The organism is Pseudocolwellia agarivorans, from assembly GCF_002000085.1.
In the GTDB taxonomy this organism is placed as follows: domain Bacteria; phylum Pseudomonadota; class Gammaproteobacteria; order Enterobacterales; family Alteromonadaceae; genus Pseudocolwellia; species Pseudocolwellia agarivorans.
The window spans coordinates 1-19584 of record NZ_MUZU01000003.1 but is presented as its reverse complement, the minus strand read 5'-3'; the positions used below and the strand labels follow the sequence as shown (position 1 = coordinate 19584).

The following is a 19584-nucleotide window of genomic DNA, read 5'->3' as shown; positions in this document are numbered from 1 at the left end:
GGTAAATATGAATTCAGTAAATGATATTGAACAATTAGTTAGTGAAAAAAATCAATTAGCTAAACACGCAGTACATGTGCACAAATTTGGTGGTAGTAGCTTAGCTAATGTTGAGTGTATAGAGCGTGTTGTTAACATTATTAAAAATCATTGTAAGTTAAATGATTTTGTTGTGGTTTCAGCTAATGGAAAAACAACTGATGCACTAGTGGCTATATATCAGCAAGCTATTGAATCGTCAGAAGCGTTAAATGATTCTATTACTGCATTACAAACGGCTCAATTGTCTTTAATTAATAGTTTAGTATCAAAACATTCAAATCAATTAGAACAATTACTGACTCAAGATATAGAAGCGTTAAAGGGCTGGGTTGCTCATACTGACCTTAATCACGTAGAAAAGAATGAAGCGAATATACTTGCGCTTGGTGAGGTGTGGTCAGCACGCTTATTATCTGCGGTACTGAATGAGCGTGTATGTGCAAGTTATTATATTGATTCGCGCGATTTTCTTGTGGTAAATAATGACCAAAATTGTGTAGTAGACGATATCTTGAGTCATCAGCAATTTAATACCTTATTACAAGCTAAACAATTAGCTGTAATAACCGGTTATATCGCTAAAAATGCAGCTGGAGAAAATTGTACCTTAGGGCGAAACGGCAGTGACTACTCGGCTACTATTGTTGCTTCATTGGTGGGTGCTTTAAATGTAACACTTTGGACGGATGTTGATGGTATTTATAGCGCAGATCCCCGTATTGTACCGTTAGCACGAAAATTACATCGTTTACCTAATGGTGTTGCTAAAGAACTAGGGCGACTAGGTAACCCGGTACTGCATGCAAAAACGTTACAGCCGCTTGAAAATCATAGTACGCATTTACATATAGCCAGCAGTTATGATCCTTATACAAGTGGTACTGAAATCGGACGATTTGGTCAAATTGCTAAATCTGAACTTTCAGTCACTTATCTTAATGATTTAATTTTAGCTCAATCTATTAGCTTAACTGGATCGTATGGTGAGTTAGCTATTAAACAGTTTTCTGCTATTTGTTCAGATATTGACACCGGTTTTATTGTGATCACACAAGATAAACAAAAGGCATTAAGTCAGTGGCTAGCAAGTCATGATACTGAGGTGTCATTTACTCCCGTTTCAATTTTAGCCGTGGTAGGGCATGAAGTATCTAAACATGGTGATGTAAAAGCGCGATTCAAACGCGCATTAAAAAAATACCTTCCTATTCATATTGTTAGCTCTACTAATGAGCATAGCTTAATTTCTATTTTGCCTCAGGTATGTAGTGGAGAAATGGTAAATAATATTCATCACGACATGACAAAAGATGCTCGTCATATTGGTGTCGTTATTGCCGGGTTGGGTAACATTGGAGCACGTTTTTTAGAGATGTTACCTGCGCAAGTTGAACGTATTCCAGCACTTGAAAATGTTCACGTAGTTGGACTGATAACTTCTAAAAAAGCATTAATTCAAAGCGACGGGATTGATGTCACTCAAGCTTTATCTCTCTACGAAAGTGATGCTAAACCTTATGATCAGGATGACTTACTCTCGTGGCTAGCTAATCACCCATACGATGAACTTATCGTGGTAGATATAACGCCAAGTGAAACTTTTAGCTTGTTATATCAAGCGTTTTTTGAACAAGGTATTCATGTTATTGGTGCGAATAAGTGGGCGGCATCCTCTTCGACATCTCAGTATAATAAATTAGTGGCTACCGCTAAAAAACAGCATAGCTTATGGTTAGGTAATACAACCGTAGGGGCTGGTTTACCTGTAAATTTTGCTATTGCCAATTTATTAGAGTGTGGTGATTCTATTCAAGAAATCTCAGGAATATTTTCAGGGACCCTTTCTTGGTTATTTGAAACTTATGATGGCTCAGTGCCTTTTTCTGAATTGCTAAAATCAGCCTTGGCACAAGGGATAACCGAACCCGATCCGCGTGAAGATTTATCAGGTAGAGATGTACAGCGTAAGTTACTCATTTTAGCCCGTTTAGCAGGCTTTGAGCTTTCTCTTGATGATATAGATTGCCAAAATTTAGTACCAGAGCATTTACAAAACTTAGCTACACAAGATTTTCTTGCTCAAGCTGCGCAGCTTGATACCTATTTTTCAGATAAGCTTACTGAAGCTAATAATCAAAATGCTTGTATCCGCTATGTCGCGTCATTGAGTTGTGAAAATGACAATCAAGCCAATATTAAAGCTAAAGTCAGCTTAGAAATACTCCCGAAAACAGATGCTTTTGCTAATCTTACCCCTTGCGATAATATTTTTAAGATTGTTAGTCAATGTTATCAAGACAATCCTTTAATGATTAGAGGAGCAGGAGCTGGGAGAGATGTTACTGCGGCAGGTTTACACTCAGATCTTGCTATTATTTGTAAGCAACTTATGCATAAACAGCAACAAGTAAAATTAAAAGGTATTGCGTTATGATTATTAAAATAAATTCTTTATTTACTTGTCTCTTTTTAATTTTTTACTAACGTTATAGTTAATATTTCAAATAGATCTTCTACATGGCCCTATCAAAGCAGACTCAAGATACAAACTTTACTACGAGTGTGAAAACACTCTCACGGCAAATATTCGGTAAAAGTTATGAAAAAGAATCTATGCTTGACTATGCCATTGCTTACTTTTTAGAACAAAATATTGATGAATCTGAAACGGTAAAATCACAAGCTAAGCTTGATAAAGAATTAATGCATAGAGAGCTTGAACGAGAAAAAAGGCACCAACATTTAGATAAGCTATGTAGAGATATTCTTTCATTATCTGAAGGTGAAACATTTGCTGAAGATAATCGTAAATCTTCACAAGTGCTTGCGACTATTCAATTGCTTAGCCCTAGTGAAGGGAGTAAAGTCGCCTTATCTAACGAACTCAATAAGCCCTTATACAAAGCCGTATTATGTTTAAGATTATTAGATAGATTATGTATTGATAATGCGATTACAGAAATCTACATTAAAGAGCGTTTAGCAAATATTCCACCACAAAAATATACAATGTTTTCTCGCATTGATCCTGCAGGGTTTAAGCGATTTGTTGAAGAGGTCAAGCTCCCTTTGATAAAGGCCGCTTTATTGCAAGATATAGGTAATAATCACCCAGAAGCACAGCTTATATTAAAAGGTGAGAGCGGAACAGAAAACCCGTTTAGAATGTTAGATGTTGAAAAAAGAAAAAAGTTACTTCAAATTGATTATCGAGAAACGGTTAAATATTTGATAGACGGTATTGGCCGGGCAAAATATGTGGGGAATTTAAGAGACGAACGTGAAGCTTTTGATGAAGCTGAAAAACGTAAACTAGTTTTTATTAAAACGTTATTAAAAAGCAGTATTAGCCCTAAAAAAGGCATAGGTAATTTACTTAAAGTCCCTCAAATTTACACTTCAATGATCTTATCAACAAAACCGAAATATGATTATAAGCTTTTACCTAAAGTGTATCAGGTACTTGATAAAAATGCGGAAAAGGGGGTCTGTTACCAACTGGTTGTTGATGCTTTACGCACTATCACCGGAATTTTTCCATTGGGTTACGGGGTAACCTACATTGCCGAAAATATTCATGGAGAAATGCAATTTAGTTATGAATATGCAATTGTTAAGCATTTATACCCAGAAAATCCTGAATTACCCATTTGTAGAACAGCAACAAGGAACTTAGCGTTTATTTCTTTTGGTCAAGATATTATTGTGTCAAAAGAGCGTAATTTACATTTTCCTGAAGCAGCGAAAAAATTAAGTAAAATTAGTAAGGAAAGGCTAAACGAAATCTTAGCATTATTATCTTCAAACTATACTGAACGCAAAGAACTTGATTTGATCCCTCGTTGCTGGTTTGCTAATGAATATTTTTCAATAAAAGCGCATCAAAAATTATGGAACAAATAGACTGACTATTTGTTCTTACGTTCTCTTAATATAAATAATCAATTGTTCATATCTATTTAACCCGAATTGGGGATAAGCAATTATGCCTAATATTACTATTTAATCACCTAACGTCGTTGCCTGCATGGATGCGATACTTGGTTTTTATCGGGAATAAAAATGCCTTGTTAAATAAATTTCAACATTAGTAGGTTAATACCATGTTATTTGGATAGTATTTATGTTTATTATCTTTTATTTATAAATTACAAAATCCATTATCCCGAGTTCGAGTTATTTATTTTTTAAGCAGTACTTGCTGATCATCTTAACCAGTAATGCTTCTGTTTTTGTTATTTCAGATAAGGCTAAAAATTCATTTGGTTGATGAGCTTGATCTATTGAACCAGGGCCCATCACTATAGTTTGGCAACCTAATTCTTGAATAAAGGGGGCTTCAGTCGCGTAATTTACAGCACAACATTTATGCCCTGAAAAATGTTCGGCAGACTCAATTAAATCACTGGGTTGAGTTTGTTCGAAACTAGGAGAGCTAGGGTGAAGTTCATCAATTGTTATTCTCCCTGGGTATTTCTCTGCTAAGGGCTTGAGTGCGTCAGTTAAACAAGTAATTAATTCATCATCTGTCATACCGGGTAATGAACGCATGTCTATATCTAAATCACAGTGCCCGCATATACGATTAGAATTATCTCCGCCTTTAATTGCTCCTAAATTTAGCGTAGGCGCAGATACATCAAATGCATTATTATTATAGTTAAGCGCTAAATTTTCTTTTAAGGTAAGTAGCGCACCAATTATTTGATACATTATTTCAATTGCATTTACACCTAAGCTTGGTTTACTTGAGTGACCAGACTGCCCTTCAACACTTATTCTGTGAGACATATGCCCTTTATGCATAATAATAGGAACTAAATTAGTGGGTTCTCCAATAATAGCGACATCAGGTTTAATTTCTTGATTTTGTGAGAAGAAACGGGCGCCAGCCATAGTTGTTTCTTCATCAGCGGTAGCTAATACATATAAAGGTTTTTGAAGTTTCTTAGGATCTAAGTCTTTACATACTTGTAAAATAAAAGCGAAAAAGCCTTTCATATCACAGGTGCCTAAACCAAAAAACTTATTGTCTTTTTCTATGATTGAAAAGGGATCTGATTGCCATCTGTTTTCATCAAAAGGAACCGTGTCACTGTGGCCAGCAAGTAATAGTCCACCTTCTCCAGAACCTAGTTTTGCCAATAAATTATATTTATCACGCGTATTAGGGACTTTTTGAATACTAATGCTGAAACCTAAAGATTCAAACCAGCCCGATAATAAATGAATTATTTCTTTATTGCCTTGATCCCAACTTTCTTGACTTGAGCTAATAGATGGGCTTGAGATTAATTCTCTAAGTGCAGTCGTAAAATTAGGTACATTTTTCATACTATTCGTCTTAAAAGTTATTTTTGGGTAGTTATGCTGATTTGTTGCATAACTAGTTATCGAATGATAATATGCTACCCTAGTGTAGATAACCTGAATCAATAACGCCACGGAAAAATACAGAGAGAAAAATCCTACCTTTTTGTGATTTTTTAAATTCTTATTTAACATCCTGTTTTATTTAATAAAAATAAGTGTTATTGCCTTTTAGTTATTGCGAATATCAAATCGTTTTAAGGAATAGTATGAAAGTCGCCATTATTGGAGCTAGCGGTTACGTTGGTGCTGAGTTAATTAATTTATTAACGGCTCACAATAAAATATCAATTGTTCATCTTTTGGTGTCAGAAAATAGTTCATCTGAAGGTTTATTATTTTCAGATCTTCATGCTAAATACCAAGGTGTTTGTGATTTGCCTTTACAAGCATTCTCTCCAACTTGGTTTGATGAAAATATTAAAAACTCTGCAGATAAAATTGATGCAGTATTTTTTGCTACACCTCATGAATACAGCGCTGAATGGGCCAATATCTTTTTAGATGTAGGTGTCAAAGTATTTGATTTATCTGGTGGCTTCCGTTTGAAAGATGCAGCTGATTACCCAACCTATTATGGTTTTGAACATAAAAATTTATCTGCGTTAGATCAAGCTAATTATGGTTTGGCTGAATGGTTAGATGAATCGTTTGCAGATTCTAAAATTGTTGCCGTGCCGGGGTGTTATCCAACAGCAAGTTTATTAGGTTTAAAACCTATTACAGCGAATAATCTACATATTGAAAATTCTTTAATTGTTGTAAACGGCATTAGCGGTGTATCGGGTGCAGGTCGTAAAGCATCATTAGGTACTAGCTTTAATGAAGTAAGCTTAACGCCATATAATATTTTACAGCATAGGCATCAGCCAGAAATTAGTCAGGAAGCCAATGCTCAAGTTATTTTTAATCCGCATTTAGCGCCTTATAAACGAGGGCTATTATCAACAGTAACGTTACAATTAAAAGCAGGTGTAAATGAAGAGCAAGTTAATCAGGCTTATCATAATGCATATGACGATAAACCATTAGTACGTATTGCGGCAACATGGCCAAAAATTGATAATGTTGCTTATACGCCTTTTGCTGATATTCACTGGAAATATGATGCTGAAAAGCAGGTTGTGGTAGTAAGTACAGCAATAGACAACTTATTAAAAGGTGCAGCATCACAAGCGGTTCAATGTGCTAACTTAACGATGGGATTACCGAGTGAATACGGCTTAATTCCTAATGTAGGCGTTAAGTCATGAAAAAAGCGATAATGAAACCTTTAGTGATTAAAATCGGCGGAGCTATTCTTGAAAAAAAATCCGCATTAAACGCGTTATTTGTTGAATTAGCTAAATTGGATAAGCAACAAATTGTATTAGTGCATGGCGGCGGTAGTTCTGTTGATACGCAGTTAGCACAAGCGGGTTTTACAACCCAAAAAAAAGACGGTAAACGCATAACTCCAGTTGAACAGATACCTGTTATTGCTGGCACGCTAGCTGGGTATGTAAATAAAACTATTGTTGCTGAAGCAAATCAATTAAGTCTTGCTGCGGTAGGGTTATCATTAGGTGACGGCAACATGGTAAGTTGTACATTAGCTGACGCCGAGTTAGGAAGCGTTGGGGATCCAAGCCCCAATAACAGTACTTTGTTAAAAACGTTATTAGCTAATAACTTTTTCCCTGTTGTGTCTTCAATTGGCACGTTAGATAATGGTCAATTGGTTAATGTAAATGCTGACGATGCAGCGGTTGCTATTTGCCAATTATTAGAAGCAGAATTATTACTATTAACCGATGTGCCGGGTGTTAAAGGTGCAGAAGGTGAGTGGTTAGTAGAGCTTGGTAGTAAACAAGCTGCCCAATTAATTGAACAAGGTGTTATTGCTGGCGGTATGACAGCAAAAGTAAATGCAGCGTTATTAGCTGCTAATCAGTTACGACGAAGCATCGCGGTTGCCAGCTGGCAGTCTCCTGATCAAATCGTAAATTTGATCAAAGGTGACAATATAGGCACCCGTATTTTAGCTGACTAAACGTATTTATCCTGAGCTCAGGTTATTTATTACGTTATAACTTATTGCGCGAAATGTCATTGATGTCGCATAACACTTAAAAGGTTACTCGTATGTCTTTACAGAATTTTTTAGCTGATGATCAGCTAAGTAAAAAGCAAACACTTGAACTAATCGAGCTTGCTAAAAAAATTAAAACAAACCCTGCTGACTATGCACAAGCTTTAGCGGGTAAATCAGTTGCTATGATTTTTGAAAAACCTTCGTTACGTACTCATGTAAGTTTCGATATGGGGATTAATAAACTTGGCGGACATGCTTTATATTTAGGACAGCAAAATGGTAAATTAGGCGAACGTGAACGTATTAGTGATTATGCAAATAATTTGTCGTGTTACGCGGATGCTATTGTTGCTCGTGTATTTAGTAATGATTCAATTGAAGGTCTAGCAAAACATGCTAGTGTGCCTGTTGTTAATGCCTTGTGTGACGTATACCATCCTTGTCAGTCGTTAGCTGACTTTGTTACGTTATCGGAAAATTTTGACGACTTAGAAAAAGTAAAACTTGCTTATATTGGTGATGGTAATAATGTTTCAAATTCATTAATGTTAATGGCTGCTACGTTAGGTGTAGACTTTACTTTGATATGTCCTGAAGGTCATGGTCCGAGTAAAGAAATGCTCGCTAAAACAACAAGTTTTGCAGCACAATCAGGAGCCAAATTTTCTTACACCAATAACATTGATGAACTTGGTCAGCAAGATGCTATTTATACTGATACTTGGGTTTCTATGGGGGACGAAGATCCTACCAAAAAAGCTTTAATATTAGAAAAGTTTGCCTCTTATCAGGTTAATCACGAATTAATGAATAAAGCGGGGGCAAATGTTGTTATGCATTGTCAGCCTGCTCATTTAGGTGAAGAGATCACCGAAGAATTATTTGATAGTGAAATGTCAGTTGTTTTCCAAGAAGCAGAAAATAGAATGTGGGCACAAAACGCTGTTCTAGTCACTCTTCTGGCTGATTAAATACTATGCTAATTATTTGAGACAATGACGAAAAAAGTGCTTATTGATATTGTACTTTTTTACTTTTGTAGCAAGTTATATAAACATAGTATTCGGTCAAAACTAATCATATTTACTGACTTGATATAGACGGTAAATTAAAATTTAAATTAAACAGTTTGTAATCAAAGTAACCGGCATTTCAAGCCGTATAAATGCCGATTACAAAGATTAAGGAATATAAAAAATGGCTTTAGCAGCAAAGAAAAAAATTAAAAAAGTAGTACTCGCGTACTCAGGTGGATTAGACACATCAGCAATCATTCCATGGTTGAAAGAAAACTATGAAGGTTGTGAAGTTGTTGCCTTTTGTGCCGATGTTGGTCAAGGCGAAGAAGAATTAGTAGGTATTCAAGAAAAAGCAATCGCTTCAGGTGCTTCTGAATGTCATGTTGTCGATCTTAAAGAAGAATACGTTAAAGACTACATCTACCCAATTCTTAAAACAGGTGCTGTATACGAAGGCCAATATTTATTAGGTACTTCAATGGCGCGTCCAGTTATTGCTAAAGCGCACGTTGAAGTTGCTTTAAAAGTAGGTGCAGACGCAGTATGTCATGGTTGTACGGGTAAAGGTAACGACCAAGTTCGTTTCGAATCTTGTTTTGCTGCATTGGCACCAGAGCTAACTGTTATTGCTCCATGGCGTGAGTGGGACATGGTTTCTCGTGAAGACTTATTAGATTACTTAGCCGAGCGTAACATTCCATGCTCAGCTTCATTAACTAAAATTTATAGCCGTGACGCAAACGCATGGCACATTTCACACGAAGGTGGCGAGTTAGAAGACCCTTGGTGTGAGCCTTCAAAAGAAGTTTGGACTATGACGGTAGATCCAATGGATGCTCCTGATGAAGCTGAACGTGTTCAACTAAGCTTTGTTAAAGGTGAGTTAGTATCAGTAGATGGTAAAGAATTTACTGAAAATGGCTCTCCAGCTCACGATGCACTTATGTACTTAAATGCTAAAGGTGCTGCACATGGTGTTGGTCGTATCGATATCGTCGAAAACCGCTTAGTAGGTATGAAGTCTCGTGGTTGTTATGAAACTCCGGGTGGCACAATCTTAATGGCAGCTTATAAAGGTTTAGAAACATTAATTCTAGATAAAGAGTCATTAAAATACCGTGAGTCAATCGGCTTAGAATTTTCACATGTTATTTATGACGGTCGTTGGTTCACTCCACTAGCTAAAGCTCAACTTGCTGGCGCGGCATCTTTTGCTGAACAATTAACAGGTGATGTTGTGGTTAAGCTGTATAAAGGTACGGCACAAGTTACACAACGTCGTTCACCTAACTCTTTATACTCAGAAGCATTTGCAACATTTGGTGCAGATGATGTGTATGACCAAAAACATGCAGAAGGTTTTATTCGTTTATTCAGCTTGTCTAGCCGTATAACGGCGCTTTCTCAAAAAGGCAGTAAGTTAGAATCTTCTCCTTCAGAAAATAAGGATAGCTAAGCATGGCATTATGGGGCGGCCGCTTTAAAGGCGAAGCGAGTGTACAGTTTAAAAAGTTTAATGACTCACTGCCTGTGGATTACCGCATGGCAGTGCAAGATATTGTAGGGTCAATCGCTTGGGCGGGGGCCATACACAGTGTTGGCGTATTAAGCGCAGATGAACATACACGTTTAGTTGAAGCGCTTAACGAATTAAAAGCATCAGTCGAAGCTGATCCAGAACAAATTTTAACTTCAGATGCTGAAGATATTCATAGTTGGGTTGAAGGCAAATTAATTGAAGCGACAGGTGATTTAGGGAAAAAGTTACACACTGGCCGTAGCCGTAATGACCAAGTAGCAACAGATTTGAAATTATGGTGTAAAGAAACGGGCGGTGAATTATTACTAGCATTAGTTAATTTACAACAAGCCATGATGGACTTAGCTGAGCGTGAAAAGAATACCGTATTACCCGGTTATACTCATTTACAACGTGCTCAACCTGTAACTTTTGGTCACTGGTGTTTAGCTTATGTTGAAATGTTTAATCGTGATATTGGTCGTTTAAAAGACGCCTTATACCGTGCAGATACTTCACCGTTAGGTTCTGGTGCCTTAGCTGGAACAGCTTACCCAGTTGATCGTGATTTATTAGCGCAAAACTTAGGTTTTCGTCGTGCAACATTAAATAGCTTAGACGCTGTTTCAGATCGTGATCATGTGATTGAATTTTTATCATCTGCAAGTATTAGCATGATGCATATGTCACGTTTTGCTGAAGATCTAATCTTCTACAACTCGGGTGAAGCTGGCTTTGTTGAAATGAGCGATTTAGTAAGCTCAGGTTCTTCATTAATGCCCCAGAAGAAAAACCCAGATGCATGTGAACTTATTCGTGGTAAAGCAGGCCGAGTGATTGGTTCGTTAACTGGCATGATGGTTACTATGAAAGCTTTACCATTAGCTTATAACAAAGATATGCAAGAAGACAAAGAAGGTTTGTTTGATGCATTAGATACTTGGTTAGAGGTTATGGAAATGGCTGTGTTAGTTGCAGACGGTTTGAAAGTTAATCGCTCTCGTACTTTAGCAGCAGCACAACAAGGTTATTCAAATGCAACTGAGCTAGCTGATTATCTTGTTGCTAAAGATATTCCTTTTCGTGAAGCTCATCACATTGTAGGTGAAGCTGTACTTGCGGCTATTGATGCGGGTCATGCTTTAGAAGACTTTACGCTGGCGCAGTTACAAGAATTTAGCGATAAAATTGAAAACGACGTTTATCAATATTTATCTATTGAATCTTGTTTAGACAAGCGTGAAGTATTAGGTGGAACCTCACCAGGTCAAGTTCAAAAAGCACTTGATACTATGTCAGGCGAAAATGCGAGCTTAAATGCTCAAGTTATTGGTGCTCCAGGTAAAGTACAAATTCAGCATGCATTAAAACAAGTTCAACAACGTTTAAATGCACAACTTGCTGCAGCATTATCTGTACGTCGGGCTCGTATGTCAGACGTAGAAAAAATTACTGAAATAGTGGCTTATTGGGCTGACAAAGGTGAAATTTTACCACGCAGTCGAGACAATATTATTCACGACATTCAAAATTTTGTTGTGGCTGAAATTGATGGTCAAGTTGTTGGTAGTGCGTCACTTTATATTTACCAAAAAGGCTTAGCTGAAATTCGTTCGGTAGTGGTTGATAAAGTATTTCATAATCAAGGCCAAGGTCAAGCAATGGTTCAATACTTATTGCAATTTGCTTATGAAATCGAATTACAAAAAATTATAGTGTTAACTTATGTACCTGAATATTTTACTAAGTTAGGTTTTGCGTTAATTGAGAAAAGTTCGTTAGCAGATAATATTATTGAAGACAGTGAACAAAGTCCTCATAAAAACCCTGAAGACGAAGTGGCAATGGAATATATTGTTCAACGCTCATAGTATAAATAAGGTAGTAGTGACCCTGTAAATGAATAGTAACGATAAAAATAACGTTAAGTGGTTTAGAAATGCAGCCCCATATATTAATGCGCACCGTGGAAAAACGGTCGTGTTAATGTTTGGTGGTGAAGCTGTTGCGCACCCTAATTTCGCCAATATCATTCACGATATTGCTTTATTAAGAAGTTTAGGTGTGAAACTGGTATTGGTTCATGGGGCTAGGCCGCAAATTGAAGAGCGTATGAAACTTCAAAAAGTAGAGCCCTTAATGGAAGATAATATTCGGATCACTGATGCTGGCACTTTATCGGCAGTTAAAGATGCTACAGGCTCACTACGACTTGATATTGAAGCGCTATTAACCATGGGCTTGGTTAATTCACCTATGCACGGCTCACAAATTAGAGTAAGCACGGGTAACTTTGTTATTGCTAAGCCTATAGGTGTAAAAAACGGTGTAGATTTTAAATACACAGGTACAGTCAGAAGAATTGATACAGTAGGAATTAATACGCAATTAGATTTTGGCTCTATCGTATTATTGTCACCTGTAGGATATTCATCTACTGGTGAAGTTTTTAATTTATCGCTAGAAGATGTAGCTACGCAAACCGTTATTTCTTTAAAAGCTGATAAATTAATTACCTTTACAGATACCGATGGGTTAATGAATGAGCATGGCGAGTTAATAAAAAGCTGTGGTGTAAGTACCGTTAAATCTTTACTTGATGCAACCGATGATCCTGTGAAGCAATTACTGATGCGTGCAATTATTCAAAGTAGTGAGAACGGTGTAGAGCGTTGCCATTGTTTAAATTATGAAAGTGATAGCGCCTTGTTACAAGAACTGTTTACTCGTGACGGCGCAGGAACATTAATCGCAAAAGATTACCAAGAGCAAATATCTACTGCAACAATAGATGATGTTGGTGGTATTTTAGAGCTACTTGCTCCACTAGAGGCAGAAGGGGTATTAGTAAAGCGCTCTAGAGAACTTCTTGAAGTTGAAATTGAACGTTTCACTGTTATTAAAAAAGAAGATGTTATTATTGCTTGCGCAGCACTTTACCCATATCCAAAAGAAAATTCAGGTGAGGTGGCCTGTGTCGCTATACACCCTGATTATCGAAAGGGTAATAGAGGTGTTAGGTTAATTAATACGCTTGAAAACTTAGCTAAAGAAAAAAAATTATCTTCTATATTTGTACTTACTACTGTAAGTGCTCATTGGTTTTTAGAGCAAGGTTTTATTGAAAAATCAGTGGACAGCCTGCCTGAAGATAAAAAGAAGATGTACAACTTTCAGCGAAAATCTAAAGTTTTTGTTAAAGAAATATAGTTCCTACTACTACCCTTATTAATAGTACCGTGACGTGTTAAACGGTACTCTCTATTCAATATTCTATTTATATCTCTTTTATTTACTCGATTGTGACATAAATGTTACTGTGTACTTGTCTTAAATTAAAGTTTAAGGTCAAATGGTCGAAACAGTAATAATTCTGTATAAATAGGTTGTATATGCGTTTTTTAATTTTACTGCTGTTATTTAGTCAGTTTGCCTTTGCAAATGATTATAAGCTAGGCCCAGGCGATAAAATTCAAATTATTGTTTATGGGGAAGACGATCTCACAGCACATGTAAAAATTGATAAATCAGGTTTTATATCTTTTCCTTTTTTGGATGATATACAAGTGATTAATTTATCAGTTAAAGAATTGGAAAAAGTAATATATGATGGGTTATTAGGTGACTATCTAATTTCACCACAAGTTTCAGTCTCAATTTCTCAATATCGGCCTTTTTTTATTCATGGGCAGGTGAATAGGCCGGGAGGTTACCCTTATCAGGACGATCTTACATTTGATAAAGCGATTGCTGTTGCAGGCGGTTTATCATCAAGGGCTTCACTGACAGACTGGACTATAACAAGAAAAGTGAATGGGAAAACAGTAAAGTTAGAGGCTAATGTCGCCACTCAAATATTTCCTGACGATATAATAAAAATAGAGCAGAGCTTTTTTTGAATAATGTGAATCGTAATCAAGAAAATATAAAGGTACCCGTAGAAGACATCGCTTTAAGTGAAATACTTAGGCCGTTGTGGGTTCGTCGTTGGAAGCTTATATTTTTTACTTTGCTTATTACACTATTAATTGCTTTTTATGTTTCGCTTTTAAAACCATCTTTTATCGCAACAGCTACATTACAAATAGGTAATAATAAGCCAAGTAACACACTTTCTATTAATAATGCTTTTAATGAAACGAACGCAAGTAAAGAACAGGTAAAAACTCAATATGAATTACTCAGATCTCGAAAGTTTGCTGAAAGAGTAATAACCCGCCTTAATTTATCTACGCATGAAGAATTTAATAGTAATAAGTACAACGATAAAATTTCTTTTTTATCTAGCATGGGAAAAAATGAAAACACACCCTCGTTAAACACCGTGGTAAGTGCTTTTAAAGAGCGTTTAACTATCTCTCCAATTGGTGATACCGAATTAGTTAAAATTACTTTTCGTTCGTATTCGCCCGAGTTATCAAAGCAGGTGGCTAATCAAATAGGTGAAACTTATCTACATTATCAAGATGAAATTTATAATTCGTCTAAAGAAACTACATCACAATGGTTGGTTGATCAGTTAGAAGAATTAGGGCAAAAATTAGAAGCATCAGAATTAGCATTGCAAGATTATCGTGAATCTGAAGGCATTGTCGACATACAAGGGATTGTAGGTTTAGTTGCTTCGGAGCTTACCGAGCTTACGTCATCATCTTTGAAAGCGGAAAAGTATAGAGATGACCTTAAAGTGACCTATGAATATATTCAAAACAATAAGGAAAATATTCGAGGGTTAATGGAATTAACCGAAGTGAGTAGTCACGCGACTTATGTCCAATTACGTCGTTCGCAAGAAATTGTTGAGCGCAAGGTGTTTGAATTAGCTAAAAGGTATGGCCCTAAACACCCTAAAAAAATTGCTGTAGAAGCAGAACTTGAATCTATTGAAGCTCGTATTCACCAGCAAACAAATGACATAATTACCTCCATTGAAAAACAATATTTATCAGCAGTGCAAAAAGCACAAGCAAATAAACAAAGGTTAGCAACGGCCAAAATAGACTTTTTAAGATTAAGTCGCCTAAAAAATAAATTCTTTCAACTTCAGCGTGAGGTTGATACAAATAAAGAGCTTTATGGAAATTATCTGGTTCGCCTAAAAGAAGCCGATGCCATGGGGAACTATAAAACAAACTTTTATGTTCGTTTTATTGATAAAGCAACTTTGCCTAAATCACCTATTGCCCCCAATAAAAGTTTATATATCGCGATTAGCTTTATATTGTCGTTTTTAGCTATTTCGATTGTAGTTATTATGCGTGAGTTATTAGTTGATACATTAAATTCAAGACGAAAATTAGATAACTTCCAAGAAGCGCCTATTTTAGCTGTATTACCGAAGTTTAAATTAGATTTAAATAGTAAATCTCATTCAGAAGTTAACGATAATCATTTTACCGAGGCCGTTAGAACACTTCGAACAGCATTACTATTTAATGGTGAGAAAAAACCACCAAAAGTAATCGCTGTAACATCATCAGTACCTAGTGAAGGTAAATCGACTGTAGCACTTCACTTAGCTCGTTCATTTAGTGAAATGGAAAAAGTACTATTAATTGAAGCCGATTTACGTCATCCAACGGTAGCTAAAAATTTAAACTTAGATGTTCATCGCCCAGGTCTTTCAAACTTATTAGCAAAAACGCATCAGATTAATGAATGTATTATCAGAGATAAAAACGTTAAATTAGATATTCTTACTTCAGGTATATCACCTGCTAATCCACTTGCTTTTTTATCTATGAAGCGTTTTGGGATGTTAATAAAAGTTTTTGGTAACTTTTACGACAGGATTATAATTGAAACACCACCTGTTAACGCGGTAAGCGATGCCGTGATCATTTCTAAAATTGTTGATAGTGTTATCTATGTTGTTCATAGCTCTAAAACTAAACGAGAACAAATAACCCAAGGTTTACGCATGCTCAAACAGGTTAATGCGCCTATTGAAGGAGTGGTGATTAATCAAAGCGAGAATATTGATACAGATAAATATCAAAATAAGTACTATAACGATATGGCTAATATCATCAAACTTCCAATGCGTAAGCAGATGTAACTTTTTCACACATCATTATATAAGTCTTAGTATAATTAACGCTGATAAAACTTAGCGTAATATGTATGATACCCACATGAAAACACTATCCCCTTTTTCTGTAAAAGAAACCAATAGCTTTAATGTTGAGTCTATTGCTCCGCGCGCATACTTTCCTAAAACCATAGATGATTTGGTCGAACTGGCAAATTTATCTTTATCGAATTTTTATATATTAGGAGAGGGCTTTAATACCCTTTTTGTTAAAGAAACAACTCCTATTATTATCAAACCTGAGTTTAAAGGTATTGAGATACAAGAACATGAACATTGCACTATTGTAAAAGCTGCAGCGAGTGAAAACTGGCATAGTTTTGTAGGGTTTTGTATAGAAAAGAGGATTAATGGTTTAGAAAATTTAGCTCTTATACCTGGTAGTGTAGGTGCTGCACCTGTGCAAAATATTGGTGCTTATGGCGTAGAGCTTGCTGATTATTGTCAGGAAGTTTTGTGGTTTGATTTTAAAACTAAAAAAACAATGGTCTATAAGCATGTAGATTGCCAGTTTGATTATCGAGAAAGTATTTTTAAAAACAGTTTAAAAAACAAAGGTCTTATTATCAGTGTTACGTTTTGTTTTCCTAAAGCTTGGCAAGCTAATCTTTCATACGCAGGCTTAGAACATTTAGCACCTTCAGTTTCTGCAAAAAAAGTCATGGATGAAGTGATTAAAGTTCGGCAAGCAAAGTTACCTGACCCGCACCTGCTACCTAACGCAGGAAGCTTTTTTAAAAATCCAGTAATCGATGGTGAACAATGGGAAATGTTGACTGCTGAATATCCTGACATGCCTAGTTATCCTCAAGGTGATGGTAAAGTAAAAGTAGCCGCTGGCTGGTTAATTGAAAAAACAGGTTTAAAAGGATATCAAGATAAAGGTGTTGGAGTGCATGAAAAACAAGCTTTAGTGTTGGTTAATTATAATGCTGAACAGGGTAAGTATATTGTTGATTTAGCAATACATATAACGAATAAGGTTAAGTCAGTATTTAATATTGATTTAGAGCCTGAAGTGAGAATGGTTTTTCCGCAAGGCGAAAAGAATTTAGTAGAGTATAAAAATGGCTAAGGCAATTAAAGAGCTATTGATTAATAAATTAGCGTCAGGCGAGTTTATTTCAGGCCAAACATTAGGCGATGAAATAGGTGTTAGTCGAACGGCTATTTCAAAACAAATTAAGAGCTTAACCGAAATGGGATTAGATATTTTTAGCGTAACGGGTAAAGGTTATAAGCTTGTTAGTCCTATTGAGTTATTAGATAAAGAGTTTATTGTAAAAGAGTTGGCAGCAAAAAAAATCCATTGCATGGTTGAAACACATAACATTATTGACTCAACAAATGATTATTTAATGCGGCGCATCCCTAACCATGTGCAAAATGCACAAGTGTGCATTGCTGAATACCAGAGTGCAGGAAGAGGGCGAAGAGGTAGGCAATGGATCTCACCTTTTGGTTCACATATTTATATGTCAATGTATTGGTCACTTCCTCAGGGGATGACGGCTGCTATGGGGTTGAACACAATTGTCGCATTAGCAATAAGTGACGCTATTAACTCGCTTTATCAAATTGATGTGCAATTAAAGTGGCCAAATGATATTTATCTCAATGGTTTAAAGTTGGCAGGTATTTTAATTGACTTAGAAGGGACACCTAATGAATCATGTCATGCTGTTATTGGTATAGGGCTAAATTTAAATATGCCAGATAAAAGTGGGGAACAAGTTGACCAACCTTGGACCGATTTACAACAACACACCCCAATAAATATTAATAGAAACGAGTTGGCTGCAACTATCATTCAGTATTTAACGTATCGCTTAGAGCAACATAAAGGTTCAGGGTTAGAGCAAATGGTTAATGAATGGAACAAACTCGATTATTTTTATGACCAACCAGTAACATTAATAACAGGTAATAATCAAACCCACGGTATATGTAAAGGGATAAACGACCAAGGTGCTTTATTATTGTTAATTGATAGTAAGATTAAGGTCATATACGGCGGAGAAGTAAGTTTACGAGGTGCTAAGTGATTATTTATGTTGATATAGGTAATACCCGTACTAAATATCTTGTTGATAAAAGTAATACACGTATTGTGATTGAAAATAGTCAAATCACAGAGCAATGGCTAACAGAACATTGGGGGCAAGCTAATAAGGTTATTATAGGCAGTGTAAAATTAGGGACTTTGACTGATTTAATAAATAACTGGGCAAGCCTATATAATATAAATGTTACTTTTATTGAAAGTGAGCAAAAACGATTTGGCATAACCAATAGTTACAAACAACCTAAATCCTTAGGTGTCGATCGTTGGTTAACATTATTAGGTGCATCGATAGTTTTCCCTAAGACGGGGGTTGTTATTATTGATGCTGGCACAGCAACAACATTTGATGTATTAGATGAACAAGGTATACACCAAGGAGGGTGGATTTTTTCTGGAGTAGACTTATTACTATCCCAATTAAGTAATAATACATCTAAAGTAAAATTTGAAGTCAATCACGTTATCAATACAGGGTTCGGTAAAAGTACGTCAGAATGCGTGAATAATGCGGCTTGGGTTGCAACCATAAGCATGATCAACTCAGGAATAAAAAAAGCACAAAAAGCATATAATATTAAACGTTGTATTATATTAGGAGGTAATGCTAAACAAATTTTACCTTTTATAGAATATACAGAGGTAGATATTATTGATGATCTAATTTTTGAAGGTCTAAAACGTTATTCAGCATACTAGAAGTGCTGTTTTCCAATACAATCAGCGTAAAAAAACATCAAACGCACATTAAACCTAAAAAAACATGAATTTTTTTGTTTTTTTCTATTGCAAGGTTGAAAACATTACTCTAGAATTCGCTCCACTTAATGTAGTGCCGACTTAGCTCAGTTGGTAGAGCAACTGACTTGTAATCAGTAGGTCGCCAGTTCGACTCCGGCAGTCGGCACCATTAATACTTTTTATTTTATACGGATAAAAAGTAAATAAGAATTTGGAGGGGTTCCCGAGTGGCCAAAGGGATCAGACTGTAAATCTGACGGCTCAGCCTTCGGTGGTTCGAATCCACCTCCCTCCACCATTTTTAACAGGATAAACAGATAGAATTTAGCGGGTGTCGTATACTGGCTATTACCTCAGCCTTCCAAGCTGATGAAGCGGGTTCGATTCCCGCCACCCGCTCCAATCTTTAAATCGAATGCTGATATGGCTCAGTTGGTAGAGCGCACCCTTGGTAAGGGTGAGGTCGGCAGTTCGAATCTGCCTATCAGCACCATTCAAAGATTACATCTATCTATTTATCTTAAACCATTAAACTTTTGTTAATCTACCCAGGGTATTTTAAAATGGCTAAAGAAAAATTTGAACGTAATAAACCACACGTCAACGTTGGAACAATCGGACACGTGGATCACGGTAAAACAACGTTAACAGCTGCTATCTCAGCGG

15 protein-coding genes and 4 tRNA genes are annotated in these 19584 nt (G+C 36.1%); 18 read left to right on the top strand and 1 reads right to left on the bottom strand.

The features are described 5' to 3' along the window. Positions 1-7: 7 nt before the first annotated feature. Complete coding sequence (gene metL, locus B0X80_RS05775; protein WP_245825402.1) at positions 8-2476, top strand: bifunctional aspartate kinase/homoserine dehydrogenase II; 2469 nt, start codon at positions 8-10, stop codon at positions 2474-2476. 83 nt (positions 2477-2559) lie between these two features. Continuing rightward, positions 2560-3945 (top strand): hypothetical protein, encoded by a 1386-nt coding sequence (locus tag B0X80_RS05770; RefSeq protein ID WP_077338892.1) that lies wholly within the window; start codon positions 2560-2562, stop codon positions 3943-3945. A 273-nt stretch (positions 3946-4218) separates the two neighbouring features. Here the strand turns inward: B0X80_RS05770 and argE are convergent, their stop codons facing one another. Beyond that, positions 4219-5376 carry an acetylornithine deacetylase gene (gene argE / locus B0X80_RS05765; protein WP_077338890.1) on the bottom strand — a complete coding sequence of 386 codons (1158 nt, stop codon included), beginning with the start codon at positions 5374-5376 and terminating at the stop codon, positions 4219-4221. 245 nt (positions 5377-5621) lie between these two features. On the opposite strand from argE, the gene argC reads away from it, so the two are divergent. The 16 genes from argC to B0X80_RS05685 form a co-directional block, all read left to right on the top strand. Further along, a complete protein-coding gene (gene argC, locus B0X80_RS05760; RefSeq protein WP_077338888.1) occupies positions 5622-6665 on the top strand; it encodes an N-acetyl-gamma-glutamyl-phosphate reductase in 1044 nt (347 codons plus the stop codon). After that, complete coding sequence (gene argB, locus B0X80_RS05755) at positions 6662-7444, top strand: acetylglutamate kinase (protein ID WP_077338887.1); 783 nt, start codon at positions 6662-6664, stop codon at positions 7442-7444. Before argC ends, argB begins: the two co-directional genes overlap by 4 nt. A gap of 92 nt (positions 7445-7536) precedes the next feature. Next, on the top strand, positions 7537-8457 hold the full coding sequence (locus B0X80_RS05750; protein ID WP_077338885.1) for an ornithine carbamoyltransferase: 921 nt from the start codon (positions 7537-7539) through the stop codon (positions 8455-8457). A gap of 226 nt (positions 8458-8683) precedes the next feature. Continuing rightward, a complete protein-coding gene (locus B0X80_RS05745; RefSeq protein ID WP_077338883.1) occupies positions 8684-9961 on the top strand; it encodes an argininosuccinate synthase in 1278 nt (425 codons plus the stop codon). A 2-nt stretch (positions 9962-9963) separates the two neighbouring features. Then, positions 9964-11895, top strand: coding sequence for an argininosuccinate lyase (argH, locus tag B0X80_RS05740; protein WP_077338881.1), 1932 nt, complete (start codon positions 9964-9966; stop codon positions 11893-11895). 28 nt (positions 11896-11923) lie between these two features. Beyond that, complete coding sequence (gene argA / locus B0X80_RS05735) at positions 11924-13234, top strand: amino-acid N-acetyltransferase (protein ID WP_077338879.1); 1311 nt, start codon at positions 11924-11926, stop codon at positions 13232-13234. A 182-nt stretch (positions 13235-13416) separates the two neighbouring features. Next, positions 13417-13923 carry a polysaccharide biosynthesis/export family protein gene (locus B0X80_RS05730; protein ID WP_077338877.1) on the top strand — a complete coding sequence of 169 codons (507 nt, stop codon included), beginning with the start codon at positions 13417-13419 and terminating at the stop codon, positions 13921-13923. 5 nt (positions 13924-13928) lie between these two features. Beyond that, entirely contained in the window at positions 13929-16082 is a 2154-nt protein-coding gene (locus B0X80_RS05725) for a GumC family protein (protein WP_245825412.1), read from the top strand. A gap of 76 nt (positions 16083-16158) precedes the next feature. Then, positions 16159-17190, top strand: coding sequence for a UDP-N-acetylmuramate dehydrogenase (murB, locus tag B0X80_RS05720; RefSeq protein ID WP_175623883.1), 1032 nt, complete (start codon positions 16159-16161; stop codon positions 17188-17190). Next, complete coding sequence (gene birA, locus B0X80_RS05715; RefSeq protein ID WP_077338872.1) at positions 17183-18160, top strand: bifunctional biotin--[acetyl-CoA-carboxylase] ligase/biotin operon repressor BirA; 978 nt, start codon at positions 17183-17185, stop codon at positions 18158-18160. The genes murB and birA overlap by 8 nt, the downstream gene beginning before the upstream one ends. After that, on the top strand, positions 18157-18876 hold the full coding sequence (locus B0X80_RS05710) for a type III pantothenate kinase (protein WP_077338870.1): 720 nt from the start codon (positions 18157-18159) through the stop codon (positions 18874-18876). Before birA ends, B0X80_RS05710 begins: the two co-directional genes overlap by 4 nt. Positions 18877-19011: 135 nt before the next feature. Next, positions 19012-19087, top strand: a tRNA-Thr gene (locus B0X80_RS05705). Positions 19088-19131: 44 nt separating this feature from the next. After that, positions 19132-19216 (top strand) — tRNA-Tyr (locus B0X80_RS05700). A gap of 29 nt (positions 19217-19245) precedes the next feature. Beyond that, positions 19246-19320 (top strand) — tRNA-Gly (locus B0X80_RS05695). A 15-nt stretch (positions 19321-19335) separates the two neighbouring features. Further along, positions 19336-19411 (top strand) — tRNA-Thr (locus B0X80_RS05690). 70 nt (positions 19412-19481) lie between these two features. Continuing rightward, a partial coding sequence (locus tag B0X80_RS05685; RefSeq protein WP_245825411.1) for a GTP-binding protein occupies positions 19482-19584 on the top strand: 103 nt, incomplete at its 3' end.